This is a genomic window from Bellilinea caldifistulae (assembly GCF_001306055.1).
Classification (GTDB): domain Bacteria; phylum Chloroflexota; class Anaerolineae; order Anaerolineales; family Anaerolineaceae; genus Bellilinea; species Bellilinea caldifistulae.
Map to the genome: position 1 here is coordinate 1 of NZ_LGHJ01000018.1, position 14,287 is coordinate 14,287.

29 protein-coding genes are annotated in these 14,287 nt (G+C 54.3%); all 29 read left to right on the forward strand.

All coding sequences use genetic code 11. From position 1 onward, the window contains the following. Nucleotides 1-134: EF-Tu C-terminal domain-related protein (locus AC812_RS17240; protein WP_082426480.1), on the forward strand; the 134-nt coding region annotated here is incomplete at its 5' end. Between the two features lie 10 nt (nucleotides 135-144). Beyond that, nucleotides 145-453 carry a 30S ribosomal protein S10 gene (rpsJ, locus tag AC812_RS12620; protein ID WP_061915262.1) on the forward strand — a complete coding sequence of 103 codons (309 nt, stop codon included), beginning with the start codon at nucleotides 145-147 and terminating at the stop codon, nucleotides 451-453. 294 nt (nucleotides 454-747) lie between these two features. After that, nucleotides 748-1,383, forward strand: a complete 636-nt coding sequence (gene rplC / locus AC812_RS12630; protein WP_061915267.1) for a 50S ribosomal protein L3 — start codon at nucleotides 748-750, stop codon at nucleotides 1,381-1,383. A 42-nt stretch (nucleotides 1,384-1,425) separates the two neighbouring features. Further along, on the forward strand, nucleotides 1,426-2,052 hold the full coding sequence (gene rplD, locus AC812_RS12635; RefSeq protein ID WP_061915270.1) for a 50S ribosomal protein L4: 627 nt from the start codon (nucleotides 1,426-1,428) through the stop codon (nucleotides 2,050-2,052). Nucleotides 2,053-2,065: 13 nt separating this feature from the next. After that, nucleotides 2,066-2,368 carry a 50S ribosomal protein L23 gene (rplW, locus tag AC812_RS12640; RefSeq protein ID WP_061915273.1) on the forward strand — a complete coding sequence of 101 codons (303 nt, stop codon included), beginning with the start codon at nucleotides 2,066-2,068 and terminating at the stop codon, nucleotides 2,366-2,368. Next, nucleotides 2,368-3,204: a 50S ribosomal protein L2 gene (rplB, locus tag AC812_RS12645; protein ID WP_061915276.1), complete on the forward strand. Its 837-nt coding sequence runs from the start codon at nucleotides 2,368-2,370 to the stop codon at nucleotides 3,202-3,204. The genes rplW and rplB overlap by 1 nt, the downstream gene beginning before the upstream one ends. Nucleotides 3,205-3,251: 47 nt before the next feature. Next, nucleotides 3,252-3,527: a 30S ribosomal protein S19 gene (rpsS, locus tag AC812_RS12650; protein ID WP_061915279.1), complete on the forward strand. Its 276-nt coding sequence runs from the start codon at nucleotides 3,252-3,254 to the stop codon at nucleotides 3,525-3,527. Nucleotides 3,528-3,533: 6 nt separating this feature from the next. Further along, the gene (gene rplV / locus AC812_RS12655) at nucleotides 3,534-3,875 is read left to right on the forward strand and encodes a 50S ribosomal protein L22 (RefSeq protein ID WP_061915282.1); all 342 of its coding nucleotides are present in this window, start codon (nucleotides 3,534-3,536) and stop codon (nucleotides 3,873-3,875) included. A 64-nt stretch (nucleotides 3,876-3,939) separates the two neighbouring features. Beyond that, on the forward strand, nucleotides 3,940-4,617 hold the full coding sequence (gene rpsC / locus AC812_RS12660; protein ID WP_061915285.1) for a 30S ribosomal protein S3: 678 nt from the start codon (nucleotides 3,940-3,942) through the stop codon (nucleotides 4,615-4,617). A gap of 47 nt (nucleotides 4,618-4,664) precedes the next feature. Next, nucleotides 4,665-5,096 (forward strand): 50S ribosomal protein L16, encoded by a 432-nt coding sequence (rplP, locus tag AC812_RS12665; protein WP_061915288.1) that lies wholly within the window; start codon nucleotides 4,665-4,667, stop codon nucleotides 5,094-5,096. Then, on the forward strand, nucleotides 5,093-5,305 hold the full coding sequence (gene rpmC, locus AC812_RS12670) for a 50S ribosomal protein L29 (protein ID WP_061915293.1): 213 nt from the start codon (nucleotides 5,093-5,095) through the stop codon (nucleotides 5,303-5,305). The genes rplP and rpmC overlap by 4 nt, the downstream gene beginning before the upstream one ends. Beyond that, nucleotides 5,302-5,583: a 30S ribosomal protein S17 gene (rpsQ, locus tag AC812_RS12675; RefSeq protein ID WP_061915296.1), complete on the forward strand. Its 282-nt coding sequence runs from the start codon at nucleotides 5,302-5,304 to the stop codon at nucleotides 5,581-5,583. The genes rpmC and rpsQ overlap by 4 nt, the downstream gene beginning before the upstream one ends. A gap of 3 nt (nucleotides 5,584-5,586) precedes the next feature. Then, complete coding sequence (rplN, locus tag AC812_RS12680; protein WP_061915299.1) at nucleotides 5,587-5,958, forward strand: 50S ribosomal protein L14; 372 nt, start codon at nucleotides 5,587-5,589, stop codon at nucleotides 5,956-5,958. A 23-nt stretch (nucleotides 5,959-5,981) separates the two neighbouring features. Further along, nucleotides 5,982-6,317 carry a 50S ribosomal protein L24 gene (rplX, locus tag AC812_RS12685; RefSeq protein WP_114676144.1) on the forward strand — a complete coding sequence of 112 codons (336 nt, stop codon included), beginning with the start codon at nucleotides 5,982-5,984 and terminating at the stop codon, nucleotides 6,315-6,317. A 19-nt stretch (nucleotides 6,318-6,336) separates the two neighbouring features. Further along, complete coding sequence (rplE, locus tag AC812_RS12690) at nucleotides 6,337-6,879, forward strand: 50S ribosomal protein L5 (RefSeq protein WP_061915301.1); 543 nt, start codon at nucleotides 6,337-6,339, stop codon at nucleotides 6,877-6,879. A 1-nt stretch (nucleotide 6,880) separates the two neighbouring features. Further along, nucleotides 6,881-7,063 carry a type Z 30S ribosomal protein S14 gene (locus AC812_RS17245; protein ID WP_082149015.1) on the forward strand — a complete coding sequence of 61 codons (183 nt, stop codon included), beginning with the start codon at nucleotides 6,881-6,883 and terminating at the stop codon, nucleotides 7,061-7,063. 19 nt (nucleotides 7,064-7,082) lie between these two features. Further along, on the forward strand, nucleotides 7,083-7,496 hold the full coding sequence (gene rpsH, locus AC812_RS12695; protein WP_061915305.1) for a 30S ribosomal protein S8: 414 nt from the start codon (nucleotides 7,083-7,085) through the stop codon (nucleotides 7,494-7,496). Between the two features lie 29 nt (nucleotides 7,497-7,525). Beyond that, nucleotides 7,526-8,074, forward strand: a complete 549-nt coding sequence (gene rplF / locus AC812_RS12700; RefSeq protein WP_061915308.1) for a 50S ribosomal protein L6 — start codon at nucleotides 7,526-7,528, stop codon at nucleotides 8,072-8,074. A 10-nt stretch (nucleotides 8,075-8,084) separates the two neighbouring features. Then, nucleotides 8,085-8,450, forward strand: a complete 366-nt coding sequence (gene rplR, locus AC812_RS12705) for a 50S ribosomal protein L18 (RefSeq protein WP_061915311.1) — start codon at nucleotides 8,085-8,087, stop codon at nucleotides 8,448-8,450. A 32-nt stretch (nucleotides 8,451-8,482) separates the two neighbouring features. Beyond that, entirely contained in the window at nucleotides 8,483-9,013 is a 531-nt protein-coding gene (gene rpsE / locus AC812_RS12710) for a 30S ribosomal protein S5 (RefSeq protein ID WP_061915313.1), read from the forward strand. 19 nt (nucleotides 9,014-9,032) lie between these two features. Continuing rightward, entirely contained in the window at nucleotides 9,033-9,215 is a 183-nt protein-coding gene (gene rpmD, locus AC812_RS12715; protein ID WP_211261486.1) for a 50S ribosomal protein L30, read from the forward strand. Next, on the forward strand, nucleotides 9,212-9,667 hold the full coding sequence (rplO, locus tag AC812_RS12720) for a 50S ribosomal protein L15 (protein ID WP_061915319.1): 456 nt from the start codon (nucleotides 9,212-9,214) through the stop codon (nucleotides 9,665-9,667). The genes rpmD and rplO overlap by 4 nt, the downstream gene beginning before the upstream one ends. A gap of 26 nt (nucleotides 9,668-9,693) precedes the next feature. Beyond that, nucleotides 9,694-11,046, forward strand: a complete 1,353-nt coding sequence (gene secY, locus AC812_RS12725) for a preprotein translocase subunit SecY (RefSeq protein ID WP_061915322.1) — start codon at nucleotides 9,694-9,696, stop codon at nucleotides 11,044-11,046. Between the two features lie 4 nt (nucleotides 11,047-11,050). Then, nucleotides 11,051-11,698, forward strand: a complete 648-nt coding sequence (locus AC812_RS12730) for an adenylate kinase (RefSeq protein WP_061915325.1) — start codon at nucleotides 11,051-11,053, stop codon at nucleotides 11,696-11,698. A 15-nt stretch (nucleotides 11,699-11,713) separates the two neighbouring features. After that, nucleotides 11,714-12,529 carry a type I methionyl aminopeptidase gene (gene map / locus AC812_RS12735; RefSeq protein WP_061915328.1) on the forward strand — a complete coding sequence of 272 codons (816 nt, stop codon included), beginning with the start codon at nucleotides 11,714-11,716 and terminating at the stop codon, nucleotides 12,527-12,529. Between the two features lie 47 nt (nucleotides 12,530-12,576). After that, on the forward strand, nucleotides 12,577-12,690 hold the full coding sequence (gene rpmJ, locus AC812_RS17250) for a 50S ribosomal protein L36 (RefSeq protein WP_082149016.1): 114 nt from the start codon (nucleotides 12,577-12,579) through the stop codon (nucleotides 12,688-12,690). A gap of 6 nt (nucleotides 12,691-12,696) precedes the next feature. After that, nucleotides 12,697-13,086, forward strand: coding sequence for a 30S ribosomal protein S13 (rpsM, locus tag AC812_RS12740; RefSeq protein WP_061915331.1), 390 nt, complete (start codon nucleotides 12,697-12,699; stop codon nucleotides 13,084-13,086). A gap of 122 nt (nucleotides 13,087-13,208) precedes the next feature. Beyond that, nucleotides 13,209-13,613: a 30S ribosomal protein S11 gene (rpsK, locus tag AC812_RS12745; protein ID WP_061915334.1), complete on the forward strand. Its 405-nt coding sequence runs from the start codon at nucleotides 13,209-13,211 to the stop codon at nucleotides 13,611-13,613. 21 nt (nucleotides 13,614-13,634) lie between these two features. Further along, a complete protein-coding gene (rpsD, locus tag AC812_RS12750) occupies nucleotides 13,635-14,279 on the forward strand; it encodes a 30S ribosomal protein S4 (protein WP_061915337.1) in 645 nt (214 codons plus the stop codon). The last annotated feature ends 8 nt before the right edge of the window (nucleotides 14,280-14,287 follow it).

Below are 14,287 nucleotides of genomic sequence, written 5' to 3' on the forward strand. Positions count from 1 at the left end.
TGATGCCGGGCGACAATGTCAACATGGAAGTGGAATTGATCGTGCCGGTGGCGCTGGAACAGGGTTCGAAATTCGCCATTCGCGAAGGCGGTTTGACCGTCGGCGCGGGTGTGATTACCAAGATTCTGGATTAGGTGTAGCAAGATGGCAAAGCAACGAATTCGTATTCGTCTGAAAGCGTACGACCACCGTGTTCTGGATCAATCTGCAAAGCGGATTGTCGAAACAGCCGAACGCAGCGGCGCGCAGGTTGTTGGGCCGGTGCCTCTACCTACCCGGATTGAGCGTTTTACGGTTCGGCGTTCGACCTTCATTGATAAGGACTCACACGAGCATTTTGAAGTTCGGACCCACAATCGCTTGATTGATGTGCTCGACCCGGACTCAAAGACGATTGACATGCTGATGCGGCTCAATTTGCCGGCCGGTGTAGATATCGAGATCAAGATTTGATTTTTTGGGGTGAGAATCGGGCGGGTTACGCCCGCCCGAAAAAATCCCCCGAAAAAGAACATGCACCAACTCTGGTCAAATTAAAAAAGTTGGATTATAATAGTGCGGTTTTGGCGGAAAGGCTGATCTCAGCCAACGCCAACAAAAGGCCGGGTAAGAGTGTCTCTGTGGGCGCAGAACAAAATCCGAACTGACGCAGCAAGGCACTGACTGCCGGGCGGACCGGGATGATGCAGCCAAGCCCAGGCTGACAGTCCTGAAAAAACCTTCGAAAGATTAAGGAGAACAAAAGAGATGTTTAAAGGGCTGATCGGGAAGAAAATCGGCATGACCCAGATTTTCGATGATGCAGGTGTGGCGGTTCCTGTCACAATTATCGAAGCTGGGCCATGCTACGTTACCCAGATAAGACGGCCTGAAAATGACGGCTATTCTGCTGTCCAATTGGGTTATGGGGAAGTTAAGCCGAAGCGTTTGACCGGCGGAGAGCTGGGTCATTTGAAGCGCTCCGGTCTTAATTTGCCTCCGCTGCGTTTTCTGCGCGAGTTTCGCGCCAAAAACCCTGACGTGAAGGAAGGGGAAACGGTCACCGTCGAAGCGTTTGCCGTTGGTGAGCGTGTGGACGTGGTTGGTACCAGTAAGGGAAAAGGTTTCCAGGGCGGTGTCAAGCGCTATGGATTCCGTGGTGGTCCGAAGACCCACGGTCAATCGGATCGTCATCGTGCGCCTGGTTCCCGCAGTTCCGGAACGACCCCCGGCCGTGTCTTCAAGGGTTCGCGCGGACCCGGTCATATGGGCAATGAGCGTGTGACCGCGCAGCACTTGAAGGTGGTGCTGGTGGATGCCGAGCGAAACTTGATCGGCGTGTGTGGAGCGGTTCCGGGCCCGCGCGGCGGTTTGGTGATCATCAAAGAGGCGCGCAAGCAGTAAGATGCATCGCGACTTTACCTGGACTGACGGAGCGAAGGAACTATGTTAGTAGATGTCTTCAATATGGAGGGCCAAAAGGTCAAGCAGGTGGAATTGCCTGAAGCGATCTTTGCTGCCCCAATTAATCTGGACTTGATGCATCAGGCGTATGTACGTCAGATGGCGAACGCACGCCTGGGAACGCACGATACCAAAACCCGTAACGAAGTAGCCGGCGGCGGACGCAAGCCGTGGCGCCAAAAAGGCACTGGACGGGCGCGGCAGGGTTCCATTCGGGCAGCGCAATGGAAGGGCGGCGGTCGGATTCACACTCCGCACCCACACGCTTACACGCTTTCAATGCCGAGAAAAATGCGTCGGGCAGCCTTGCGTTCAGCCCTTTCGGTAAAAGCCTCCGAATCTTCCATCGTGTTGGTGGATGAGCTGGCTGTGGCTGAACCGAAAACCCGCCTGATGGCAAAGGCCTTGAATACCCTGGTGGGTGATGCCAGCGCACTGGTATTGATCCCGCAGAAAGATTCGTACGAGAACGTCATTCTTTCGACGGCGAATCTTCCGGAAACCAAAATTTTACTGGCGTCTTATCTCAACATCCGCGACCTGTTCAAGTTCGATAAGGTTGTGATGCCATTGGCGGCGCTGGATGTGATTAAGAGCTATTTGGGATAGGTAGGAGGTTTAAATGACGACGATTTATGAAGTACTCCGCCGCCCGTTGGTGACCGAAAAGACCAATTATCAGGTCAACCGCTTGCACCAGTATGTGTTCGAAGTGGCCGAAGATGCCACCAAGACCATGGTGAAGGATGCGGTCGAGCAGATTTTTGACGTGAAGGTGTTGCGGGTCAACATCATCAATGTACCCGCCAAGCGCACCCGCCGGGCGCGCAGCCGACGCGTTGTGGTGCGTAACCCGGCTTATAAAAAAGCCGTTGTCACCCTGGCGCCCGAAGACAGAATTCCGATCTTTGAAGGGGTTGAATAATGGCGATTAAGATTTACAAACCGGTAACCCCCGGTCTGCGTGGCATGACCGGTTATACCTTTGAAGAAATTACCAAAACTGTCCCGGAAAGTTCGCTGCTGGTGATTCGCAAAAAACATGCCGGCCGCAACAATCAGGGACGGGTGACTGTCCGCCATCAGGGCGGCGGTAACCGCCGTTATATCCGGTTGGTGGACTTCAAACGAAACAAACTGAATGTACCTGCCAAAGTGGCGGCGATTGAATACGATCCCAATCGGACTGCACGCCTTGCCCTGCTGGTTTATGCGGATGGCGAAAAACGCTACATCCTTTCACCGGTTGGGCTGAAGGTTGGCGATACCGTCGTGTCGGGTCCGGGTGTGGATATTCGCCCCGGTAACAGTCTGCCCATCTCAAACATCCCGGTCGGTACGATGATTCACAACATTGAGCTGTATCCGGGGCGGGGCGGTCAGCTGGTGCGCTCGGCAGGGGCTGCAGCGCAGTTGCTGGCAAAGGAAGGCGATTTTGCCCAAATCCGTCTGCCTTCGGGTGAGGTGCGGCTGGTGCGTCAGGTGTGTTATGCGACGATTGGACAGGTTGGCAATCTTGACCACGGCAATATCAAACTGGGTAAAGCCGGACGTAAACGCCACCTGGGCATTCGCCCAACCGTGCGTGGTACGGCCATGTCGCCACGCGACCACCCCCATGGTGGTGGTGAAGGTCGTCAGCCAGTGGGTATGCCCGGCCCGAAGAGTCCGTGGGGTAAACCCACTCGTGGTTACAAAACCCGCCGCAATAAGACGACGGATAAATACATCGTTCGCCGCCGCAGTGCAGCCAAACGCTAAGCGGTGTGGTTTGAAGGATTGGTAACACCGAGAAAGAGGGACGAGATATGTCACGTTCATTGAAAAAGGGCCCGTTTGTAGCCCCGAAACTGTTAAAGAAAATCGAAATGATGAATGCCCGCGGCGAAAAGAAGGTCATTCGCACGTGGAGTCGGGCAAGCGTCATCTTCCCACAAATGGTGGGACACACCATTGCCGTCCATGATGGCCGCCGGCATGTGCCGATTTACATCACCGAAAACATGGTCGGCCACCGCCTGGGTGAATTTGCGCCTACCCGCCATTTCCGCGGGCATGTGGCGGAAAAATCCTCTAAGAGGTAAGTCGCAATGGCAAACGATATTCGAGCCAAGTTGAGTTATTGTCCGGTATCCGCCCAGAAAGTGCGTCTGGTGATTGACCTGGTGCGCGGGCGGCCGGCGGTTGAAGCGCTGGACACGCTCAAGTTCGTCAACAAAGGCGCGGCAGGGCCTGTCCGCAAACTGTTGGCTTCAGCAGTTGCCAACGCCGAGGAGAACTTTGGAATTGACCGCAACAACCTGTTTGTTTATCAGATTGTGGCGGATGAAGCCCCAACGCGCAAGTGGCGACGGTTTGGCGCGCGGGGTCGGTTCAAGCCGATCCTCAAACGCGCTTCGCATGTGACTGTGGTTTTGCGGGAGCGTGAATAAGGTGATTTTGGTCCGGCGTGCCTGACTTCAACCGGCAGCCGGCAAGGAGAAACCAGGAGAAATTATGGGTCGAAAAGTTCATCCAATTGGATTTCGTCTGGGCGTCCACCAACCGTGGGAAGGTCGCTGGTACGCTGATGGCAGTGAGTACACCGAACAACTGCATCAAGACTTTGAAATCCGCAAAATGATCTTCGCGGATGCTGACCGGGCAGCCATTTCGAAAGTTGAAATTGAACGTTTCCCCGGCAAGGTCAAGGTGATTGTTCATACGGCCAAACCCGGCATTCTGATTGGGCGCAAGGGTGAAACCGTCAAGAAAATTCGCCAGGATCTGGAAGCCCTGACCAAGAAAAAGATTGATCTGGAAATCAAAGAGATCAAACTGCCTGATTGTGATGCCTATCTGGTGGCGCAGAACATTGCCGGTCAAATTGAACGGCGTGTGGCCTACCGCCGCGCCATGAAACGTGCCTTACAGCAGGCAATCCGTCAGGGCGCTCAGGGAATCAAAATTGAGGTGGCTGGCCGTTTGAGCGGCGCCGAAATGGCGCGCAGTGTCTGGCTGCGTGAAGGAAGAGTGCCTCTGCAAACCATTCGCGCGGATATTGACTTTGCCCGAGCGGAAGCGCTGACCACCTACGGACAAATCGGCGTCAAGGTTTGGATTTACAAGGGTGAAGTTTTGCCTCGCGAAGAGGAAAAAGCAGAAGTCACCGAAGGTGTCTATATCAGCGAGTAATCCTGGGCTGGGTTGTCCCCAGACGGAATGAAGAGAGGTAAGCAATTATGTTGATGCCAAAACGTGTCAAATGGCGCAAGCAGCAACGCGGACGCATGAAGGGAAAAGCCCTGCGTGGAGCGGAATTGATCTACGGTGAGTTCGGTCTGCAAGCACTCGAACCCGGTTGGGTTACCGCCCGGCAAATTGAGGCCGCCCGACGTGCGCTGGTGCGCTCAATGCGCCGGCGAGGAAAAGTGTGGATTCGCATCTTTCCCGATAAACCCTACACCCAAAAACCCCCCGAAACACGCATGGGTAAGGGGAAGGGTAATGTGGAATACTGGGTGGCGGTTGTCCGCCCGGGCAGAATCATGTTCGAACTGGGCGGGCTTCCCGCGGATGTTGCGGTACAGGCTCTGCGCCAGGCTTCTTACAAGTTTGCGATCAAGACGAAGGTCGTGGCTCGTCACGAATCGGCGACAGGAGAAGCAGCATGAAAACCGAACAGATTCGACTGATGTCCACAGAGGAGTTGAAAGCCAAGCTGGCAGATGCCCGCCAGGAACTGATGAATTTGCGCTTTCAAATCGTTACCGGTCAACTGACAGATACCAGCCGGCTTAAGCAAACCCGCCGCCTGATTGCGCGCTACATGACCATTCTGCGCGAGCGGGAACTTTCTCAGCAACGGGAAGGTGAAAAATGAACACACGGCGACGTTTAACCGGTGTTGTCACCAGTAATAAAATGCAAAAAACGGTAGTCGTAAAAGTGACCCGAACCTACCAGCATCCGCTCTACAAAAAAGTGGTTCACGCTTCCATGAAGTTAAAAGCGCATGATGAATTGGGGTGTGAAATTGGCGACGAAGTGCTGGTAGTGGAAAGCAGACCCATCTCGCGCGACAAACGCTGGGTGGTTCAATCCATCCTCAAACGCCAGGGGCAACCGATGGAGGAATTGCCCGCGGAGGAAGGAGCGTAAAGGATGATTCAGCATGAAACCCGACTTAAAGTTGCCGATAACACAGGCGCACGCGAGCTGTTGGTCATCCATGTGATGGGCGGCTCAACCCGGCGCTATGGGCGTGTGGGTGACATTGTGGTTGCCACGGTGAAGTCCGCTTCACCGCAGGGCTCGGTCAAGAAGAGCGATATCGTCAAGGCAGTAATTGTGCGCTGCGCCAAAGAATGGCGGCGGGAGGATGGTTCAACCATCCGCTTCGATGATAACGCAGCCGTCATTCTGGATAACGATGGCCAGAACCCCAAAGGCACCCGGATTTTTGGCCCTGTGGCTCGCGAATTGCGTGAAAAAGGCTTTATGAAGATCGTTTCGCTTGCGCCGGAAGTGATCTAATGCAAGGAAACAGGAGCGAAGCCATGAAGATGAAGATTCGTAAAGGGGATACGGTCGAAGTGATAAGCGGCCGCTTTGAAGATAGAGGAAAACGCGGCGAGATCATTCGGGTATTGCCCAAGGAAAATCGGGTGGTGGTGCAGGGAGTCAACTTGCGCACCAAGCATCAGCGTCAGGTACAGGCTCAGGGACGCAACATTTCGCCCGGCAAAATCCGCTTTGAGGCACCCATTGATCTTTCCAACGTGATGCTGGTTTGCCCGAAGTGCGGCAAAGCCACACGGGTGGGAGTTTCCCGCGGCGAAGATGGCAAAGCATTGCGGGTTTGCAAAAAATGCGACGCCGCCATAGACGAATAAGCCATCGGGGAGCGAGTCAATGAACATATTGAAGGAAAAATATCAAAAAGAAGTGGTGCCGACATTGATGAAGGAGTTGGGGCTTCACAATGTCATGCAGGTACCCCGCATTACCAAAGTGGTCGTCAACATTGGCCTGGGCGAAGCGCTGGATAATCCCAAAGCACTGGAAGCCGCCAGTGGTGATCTGGCAAAAATTACCGGCCAGAAACCGGTCATTACCAAGGCCCGTAAGAGTATTGCGGCTTTCAAACTGCGTGAAGGGCGCGCCATCGGCACAATGGTCACCCTGCGCGGGGAGCGAATGTGGTCATTCCTTGACCGTTTGATGAACATTGTGCTCCCGCGGGTGCGTGATTTTCGGGGTGTCTCGGCTGAGGCCTTTGATGGACGCGGAAATTACACGCTGGGTTTACGGGAACAGATCATCTTCCCGGAAATCGAATACGACAAGGTGGATAAGGTGCGCGGTATGGAAATTACCATTGTAACCACAGCGCCGACCGATGATCAGGCTGTCAAATTGCTGCAATTGCTTGGGATGCCTTTCAGGAAGGATTAGTATGGCAAAGAAATGTATGATGTATCGTGAACAACGCCGCAAGTACGCCGTTCAGGTGCGTAATCGTTGCAAACGTTGTGGACGCCCGCGAGGTTACCTGCGTCGTTTTGGGCTGTGCCGAATTTGCTTCCGGGAGCTCGCTCTTGAAGGGAAGATCCCCGGCGTAACCAAGTCATCCTGGTAGTTCCAGGCCGGAGGTAGGCATGAGTGTGAATGATCCAATTGCTGATATGTTAACCCGCATGCGCAACGCCATCATGAACGGTCAGGTGGTGGTTGCCATGCCAAGCACCAAACTCAAAGCAGAAATTGCCCGGGTTTTGAAGGAAGAGGGTTTTATCGAATCCTACGAAGTGGTGAGCGGTGAAAAACCTCACGAACAAACCCTGCGCATTCGCTTGAAGTACGTGGGCGAACGCCGCCAGCGCCGCCCGGTAATTACCGGGTTGGAGCGGGTCAGCCGCCCGGGCCGACGCATCTACACCCGTAAACAGGATATTCCCTGGGTGCTTTCTGGTTTAGGTGTTGCCATTCTTTCCACGCCCAAGGGTGTGATGACCGGACAGCGTGCCCGTCAACTCAATGTTGGCGGCGAAATCCTGTGCAAGGTCTGGTAGGCCGGAAAGCGTAAAGGAGGTATATAGACGTGTCTCGTATTGGTCGCTTACCGGTGGTCGTTCCTGCAAACGTTCAGGTGACGGTGGATGGTTCTTCGGTGCATATCAAAGGCCCGAAGGGTGAACTGCAACGCGAGTTTTCGCCGGTGATCTCCATTAAGTTCGAAAATGGACAAATCGCCGTTAGCCGTTCATCTGAGGAACCGCAAGTCCGGGCGCTGCATGGAATGACCCGAGCATTAATCCAGAATATGGTAACCGGTGTCAGCGAAGGTTTTACCAAAGTGCTGGAAATTGATGGCGTGGGTTATCGCGCCGAGATGGAAGGACAAAACCTGAAGCTGTTTGTGGGGTATTCCCACCCGGTGATTGTTGAACCCCCGGCAGGTATCTCGTTTGATGTGGATACCAAAACCCGTCAGATCAAGGTGATGGGATACAACCGGGAGTTGGTGGGGCAGGTTGCTGCCGATATCCGTAAAATTCGACCACCCGAACCCTACCATGGGAAAGGGATTCACTATCTTGGTGAAAAAATCCGCCGAAAAGCCGGCAAAGCCGGTAAAGGCAAGAAATAGGTGAGTGCTCATGGCTAAATTAAGTCGTTCTGAAGCGAGAATTCGCCGCCATCGTCGCGTGCGCAAGCATGTCAGCGGCACGCCGGATCGTCCGCGTCTGGCAGTTTTCCGCAGCCTGGCCGAAACCTATGCACAGGTGATTGATGATGAAGCCGGGCACACGCTGGCAGCAGCATCCACAATTGATCACGAATTACGCGGCAAGGTGGAGGGTAAAACCAAAACCGAACAAGCCCGTCTGGTGGGTGAACTGGTTGCCAGGCGCGCCAAAGAAAAAGGCATCACCCGTGTGGTGTTCGACCGGGGCGGTTTCCGCTATATCGGCCGCGTAAAGGCGCTGGCTGAAGCTGCCCGTGAGTCTGGCCTGGAATTCTAGGCTGAACAGGAAGCAACGAAAGAGGCCTGACTATGGAGATGATGGATTACTCAACTTACGAACAGCAATACGATGAGCGTGTGATTGAAATTGCCCGCGTGGCAAAAGTTGTCAAGGGTGGCCGCCGCTTCCAATTCCGCGTGACGGTAGTGGCTGGCGACAACCATGGAAATGTCGGTTTGGGCGTTGGGAAAGCCAACGCCGTGCCGGATGCTATGCGTAAAGCCACCGAACGCGCTCATAAAAATTTGCGGCCTGTGCCGATGGTTGGCACGACCATCCCGCATGAGGTCGTTGGAAAGACATCCGGGGCGAAAGTGCTGCTGAAACCGGCTTCAGCCGGAACGGGTGTGATCGCTGCGGGCGGCGTGCGCGCGGTGTTGGAAGCGGCTGGCATTCGCGACATTCTGACCAAATCAATGGGCAGTGCCAATGTTTTGAATGTGGTTAAGGCCACATTTGATGCACTGAGCCAGTTGAAATCGCCCGAAGAAGAGGCAGCAAAACGCGGCAAGCCCGCTAAAGAATTGCTGCCCTTCTGGGAACGGAGGAAGAATGGCTGAGAAAAAGCAATCTCCCAAGATGCTGCGCATCACATGGGTGAAAAGCGCAATCGGTTATTCGGAGCAGCATAAAGCGACCATTCGCGCGCTGGGTCTGCGACGTCTCAACCAGACGGTGATCCATGAGGATACGCCGACCCTGCGGGGAATGCTGCGAAAAGTCAATCATCTTGTCAAAATCGAAGAGCAGGTAGAGCAATGAAATTGAATGATCTGAAGCCAAACGAAGGCGCCAGAAAAGACCGCAAACGCGTTGGGCGGGGTATTTCCGCCGGTAAAGGCAAAACCAGCGGCCGCGGTACCAAAGGCCAGGGCTCCCGCTCCGGGGAGGGCGGCCACCTGTACCGTCAGGGCGGTAACCTCCCGTTCTACCGTCGGCTGCCGTTCATGCGCGGTGAGGGCTTTACCCCTCCTGTGCAGGTTGAATACAACGAAGTCAACCTGAGTCAACTGGCTGCAAAGTTTGAAGCCAACATGGAAGTCAATCCACAAACGCTGGCTGAAAAGAATTTGCTTCATAAACCCAATAACCCGGTTGTCATTCTCGGCAACGGCGACCTGAACATCCCGCTCAAAGTGCGGGTGCAGCGGGTGAGCAAAGGGGCAAAATCTAAAATTGAAGCAGCCGGCGGCTCGGTGGAAATCATCGCCTGAAGGGCTGTAGTTAAGGAGACCAACGCATGAAGCGGTCAGCATGGCGTTATTTATGGAAATCGGAAGATATTCGCAAGAAGCTTTTAATCACTTTGTTGCTGCTGGTGCTTTACCGGCTGGCAGCCAATATTCCCGTGCCGGGAATTGACCGCGAGGTGATTCGAAGCATCGTTCAGGCACCCGGAGCAGCGGGTACGCTGTTTGGCCTGCTGGATCTGCTTTCTGGCGGTACGATTTCACGGTTCTCCATTCTGGCCATGGGGGTTTATCCCTACATCACCGCGCAGATTATTCTGCAATTACTGGTGCCGATCATTCCGGCACTGGAACGGAAGATGAAGGAAAACCCCCGCGAAGGCCAGAAGTGGATGGAGAAATGGACGATTATTCTGACTGTGCCGATGGCACTGCTTTCGGCAATCGGGCAGATTAACATCTTCAACTCGCTCGCCGGGCAAACCGGGCAAACGGTGTTGAGCTACACCTATGGGTTCAGTGGGGCTTCCCTGTTGCCAACTCTGACGACCCTGATCAGCATGATGGCTGGCACAATGCTGGGCATCTGGCTGGGGCAATTGATCTCCGAATATGGTATTCCCAATCAAGGTCTTTCGTTGATCATTTTCTCCGGAATCGTAGCGGGCATTCCCTCCAACCTGATCAGTCTGTGGAGTGATCGGCAGAACGCGTGGTGGCTGACCCTGTTGATCCTGGTTGTTTTGGTGCTGGTGATCTTTGCGATTGTCTTTGTCCAGCAGGGACGGCGCAATGTACCGGTGCTATTCCCCGGAAGGCGGGTTGGCAATCGGATGTCCATGCCGGTGCGCAGCAATCTGCCATTGATGATCAACATGGCCGGCATGATCCCGCTGATCTTCGCCCAGTCCATCTTGCTCTTCCCGGCGATCGTGGCCAGCTACTTTGTCAATTCCCAGACCCCTTGGGTGGCCAGTCTGGCAAGCGGAATTTACAACACCTTCAGCGGGCAGGGCGCCTGGTATGCGGTAATGTACTTCCTGATGGTCGTAGCGTTTACCTTCTTCTACACGGATGTTCTCTTTGCTCAACAGAATTACGGAGAAACGCTCAAACGACAGGGTGCCCAAATTCCGGGTGTCCTGCGTGGACCCGCCACTCAAAAATACCTGACCAAAGTTCAGCGGAGAATTACACTGCCGGGAGCCTTCTTCCTTGGCTTTGTGGCGGTGCTTCCTTACATCATGCACGCTTTCCTGCCGGCTTCGGCCAGGAATGCCGGGTTGTTCCTCATCTCGGCGGCTGGCTTGCTGATCGTGGTCGGTGTGGTGCGGGATACCTTTACCATTATCGAAACCGAGCTGAAATTGCACGGGTACGATGAGAATCTGATCAAGGGATAATCCGATGGGACGCTTTATCGTACTTCTCGGTCCTCCCGGTGCGGGAAAAGGTACACAGGCGCAGGTTTTGGCAGAGAAAACCGGTCTGGCGCACATCTCTTCCGGCGATATTTTCCGGGAAAATCTAAAAAATCAAACTGAGTTGGGCAAACTGGCTCAAGGTTACATGAATCGCGGTGAACTGGTGCCGGATGACGTCACCATTGCCATGATTCGTGAGCGGTTGAGCCGCCCTGATTGCAAAAATGGTGCGATTCTGGATGGTTTTCCGCGAACCCCGGCTCAAGCCGAAGCCCTCAGTGCGATGTTGAAAGAGCTGGACGGGAAAGTGGTGAGCGTTCCATATATCTCGGTTCCTGCTGAGGTGTTGATCGAACGTTTGAGCGGCCGCTGGACTTGTCGCACTTGCGGCAAGGTGTATCACAGCGTTTATAATCCACCTAAAAAGGCCGGTGTGTGCGATGATGACGGTGGTGAGTTATACCAGCGTGAAGATGATCAGCCGGCCACGGTGGAAAAGCGGATCAAAGTCTACCTGGAGCAAACCAGCCCGCTGATTGAGCATTATCGGCAGGCCGGACTTCTGGTGGAAATTGACGGGACCCAGCCCATTGAGGAAGTGACCCGTCAACTGTTGGAAGCCATTGCCTGAACAGGTGTTTGCGAAATGACGTGGGAACGCCAGATCACGATTAAGTCGCCTCAGGAGCTGGAAATCATGCGGATTGCCGGGCAGATCAATGCCGAAGCCCTGCAGGCAGCCCATGATATCGCTCGTCCGGGTGTTTCCACAGCCGATCTGAACGCTGCCGCCGAAGAGGTACTTAAAAAATATGGAGTTTATTCTCCTTTTTTGAACTACCCCGGGCCGTATCCCTATCCTGCCAGCACGACCATCAGTGTTAATGAGGAGTTGGTGCACGGCATTCCCAATCCGCGCCGCAAATTGCGCGAAGGGGATATCGTATCGGTGGATTGTGGAACGGTGTATGAGGGTTTTGTAGCCGATTCGGCCATTACCTTTCCGATTGGTGAAGTTTCACCGCAGGTACAAAAACTGCTGGAAGTTACCGAAGCAGTTTTGTACGTTGGCATAGAAAAACTGGTGGCAGGCAACCGGGTTGGGGATGTTTCTGCTGCGATTCAGCAGTATGTCGAAAGCCACGGTCTCCATGTCACCCGTGAGTATACCGGCCACGGGGTTGGGCGGCAGATGCACGAAGGCCCGCAGGTGCCGAATTACGGCAGCCCTGGTCGCGGCATGTTGTTGCGGGTGGGTATGACCATCGCGCTTGAGCCGATGGTGTTGATTGGCTCACCGGCAACCCGGGTACTGGAGGATCAGTGGACGGTGGTATCCCGAAACGGATTACCGACGGCTCATTTTGAACACACGGTAGCCATTACGGAAAATGGCCCGCGCATCCTGACCCTTTTAAAAGACGGCAGCAAACCTGGACGAAATGGTAAAAATCAGGTATAATTGAAACTTTGGCTGTTGAAGTAAGGAATGATGAGGAGTAATCAATCATGAAAGTTTCACCATCCATTCGCAAGCGATGCGCAAAGTGCAAGATTGTGCGGCGCAGTGGCAAGTTGTATGTCATTTGTGAAAACCCAAAGCACAAGCAGCGACAGGGGTAATCAGTCATGGCGAGAATTGAAGGTGTTGATCTACCACGCAACAAGCGCGTTGAAGTTGCACTGACCTATATTTATGGGATCGGCCCAACCCGGGCGCGCAAGATCCTGGCGGATACAAAAGTCAATCCGGATACGCGGGTCAAAGACCTGACCGAAACGGATGTGAACCTTTTGCGTGATTACATTGCCCAAAACTACAAAGTTGAGGGTGATTTGCGGCGTGAAGTGCAGATGAATATCAAGCGCCTGATCGAAATTGGGTGCTACCGTGGTCTGCGTCACCGCCGCAACCTGCCGGTTCGCGGACAGCGAACGCGCACGAACGCTCGTACACGCAAAGGCCCCAAGAAGACTGTGGCGGGACGTGGTCGCCGCCGTGGAGCAGCCAAGAAATAATCCGGCGAGGGGAAGGGCTGATCTGGGGTACCTTCCCGCCCCCGCGGCTGGTCAGCCTGACCCAAACCGGTTTAATCAAAACGCTGTACTCTGAAAGAAATCGAGGTTGATAGCGAGGAAATATGGCACAAAATGTAAGATCAGCGCGCCGGTCAAGCGCTCCCCGAAAGGTGAAGCGCACACTGTCCTCAGCGCAGGTACATATTTATGCATCGTTCAATAATACCATTGTGACGGTAACGGATCAGCAGGGCAATGCTGTCTGCTGGGCAAGCGCCGGTTCAGCCGGATTCAAGGGTTCCCGCAAGAGCACTCCCTTTGCGGCACGGTTGGCAGCCGAACAGGCGCTCAAAGCCGCACAGGCAATGGGTGTGCAGGAAGTGGATATCATCGTCAAGGGTCCCGGTCCAGGCCGCGAATCGGCGATTCGGGCTGTGCAAGGGATGGGAATTAAGGTGCGCTCCATTGCGGACGTTACACCGGTGCCGCATAACGGCTGCCGGCCTCCCAAGAAACGCCGCGTCTAATTTAACCAAGAGAGGGAAGTTATGGCGAGATATATTGGTCCGGTTTGTAAACTCTGCCGGCGAGAAGGATTCAAAATGTTTTTGAAGGGCGAGCGCTGCTTCACCCCCAAATGCGCTTTTGAACGGCGTGGTTTTGCCCCTGGCGAACACGGACGGGCAAACGCCGGACGGGGCGGTAACGAGCGGATGTCGGATTATGCCCGACAGTTGCGCGCCAAGCAGCAAGCCCGCCGTACCTACGGCATTCTGGAAAGACAGTTCCGCCGTTATTTCAATGTGGCTTTGAAAAAACGGGGTCTGACCGGTTTGAACCTGCTGCAAACCCTTGAGTTGCGCCTGGATAATGTGGTCTTTCGGATGGGGTTTGCGGAAAACCGCGCTCAGGCGCGCCAGTTAGTAACGCACGGTCACTTTTTGGTCAATGGGCGGCGCACGGACGTTCCTTCTATGCTGCTCAAACCCGGCGACAAGATCGAAGTGCGGGAAGGTTCCCGTGCCAAGCCGTTCTTTAAAGAATTGCCGGATTTTGCAGAAAAGCGCAATTGCGCATTGTGGCTGGAACGGGATGTGCGTTCCTTGAGCGGGCGGGTCTTGCGCTTGCCCGAACGGGCTGAAATTGACGGCAATCTCAACGAACAGTTGATTGTTGAGTACTACTCGAGGTAATGCCGTTG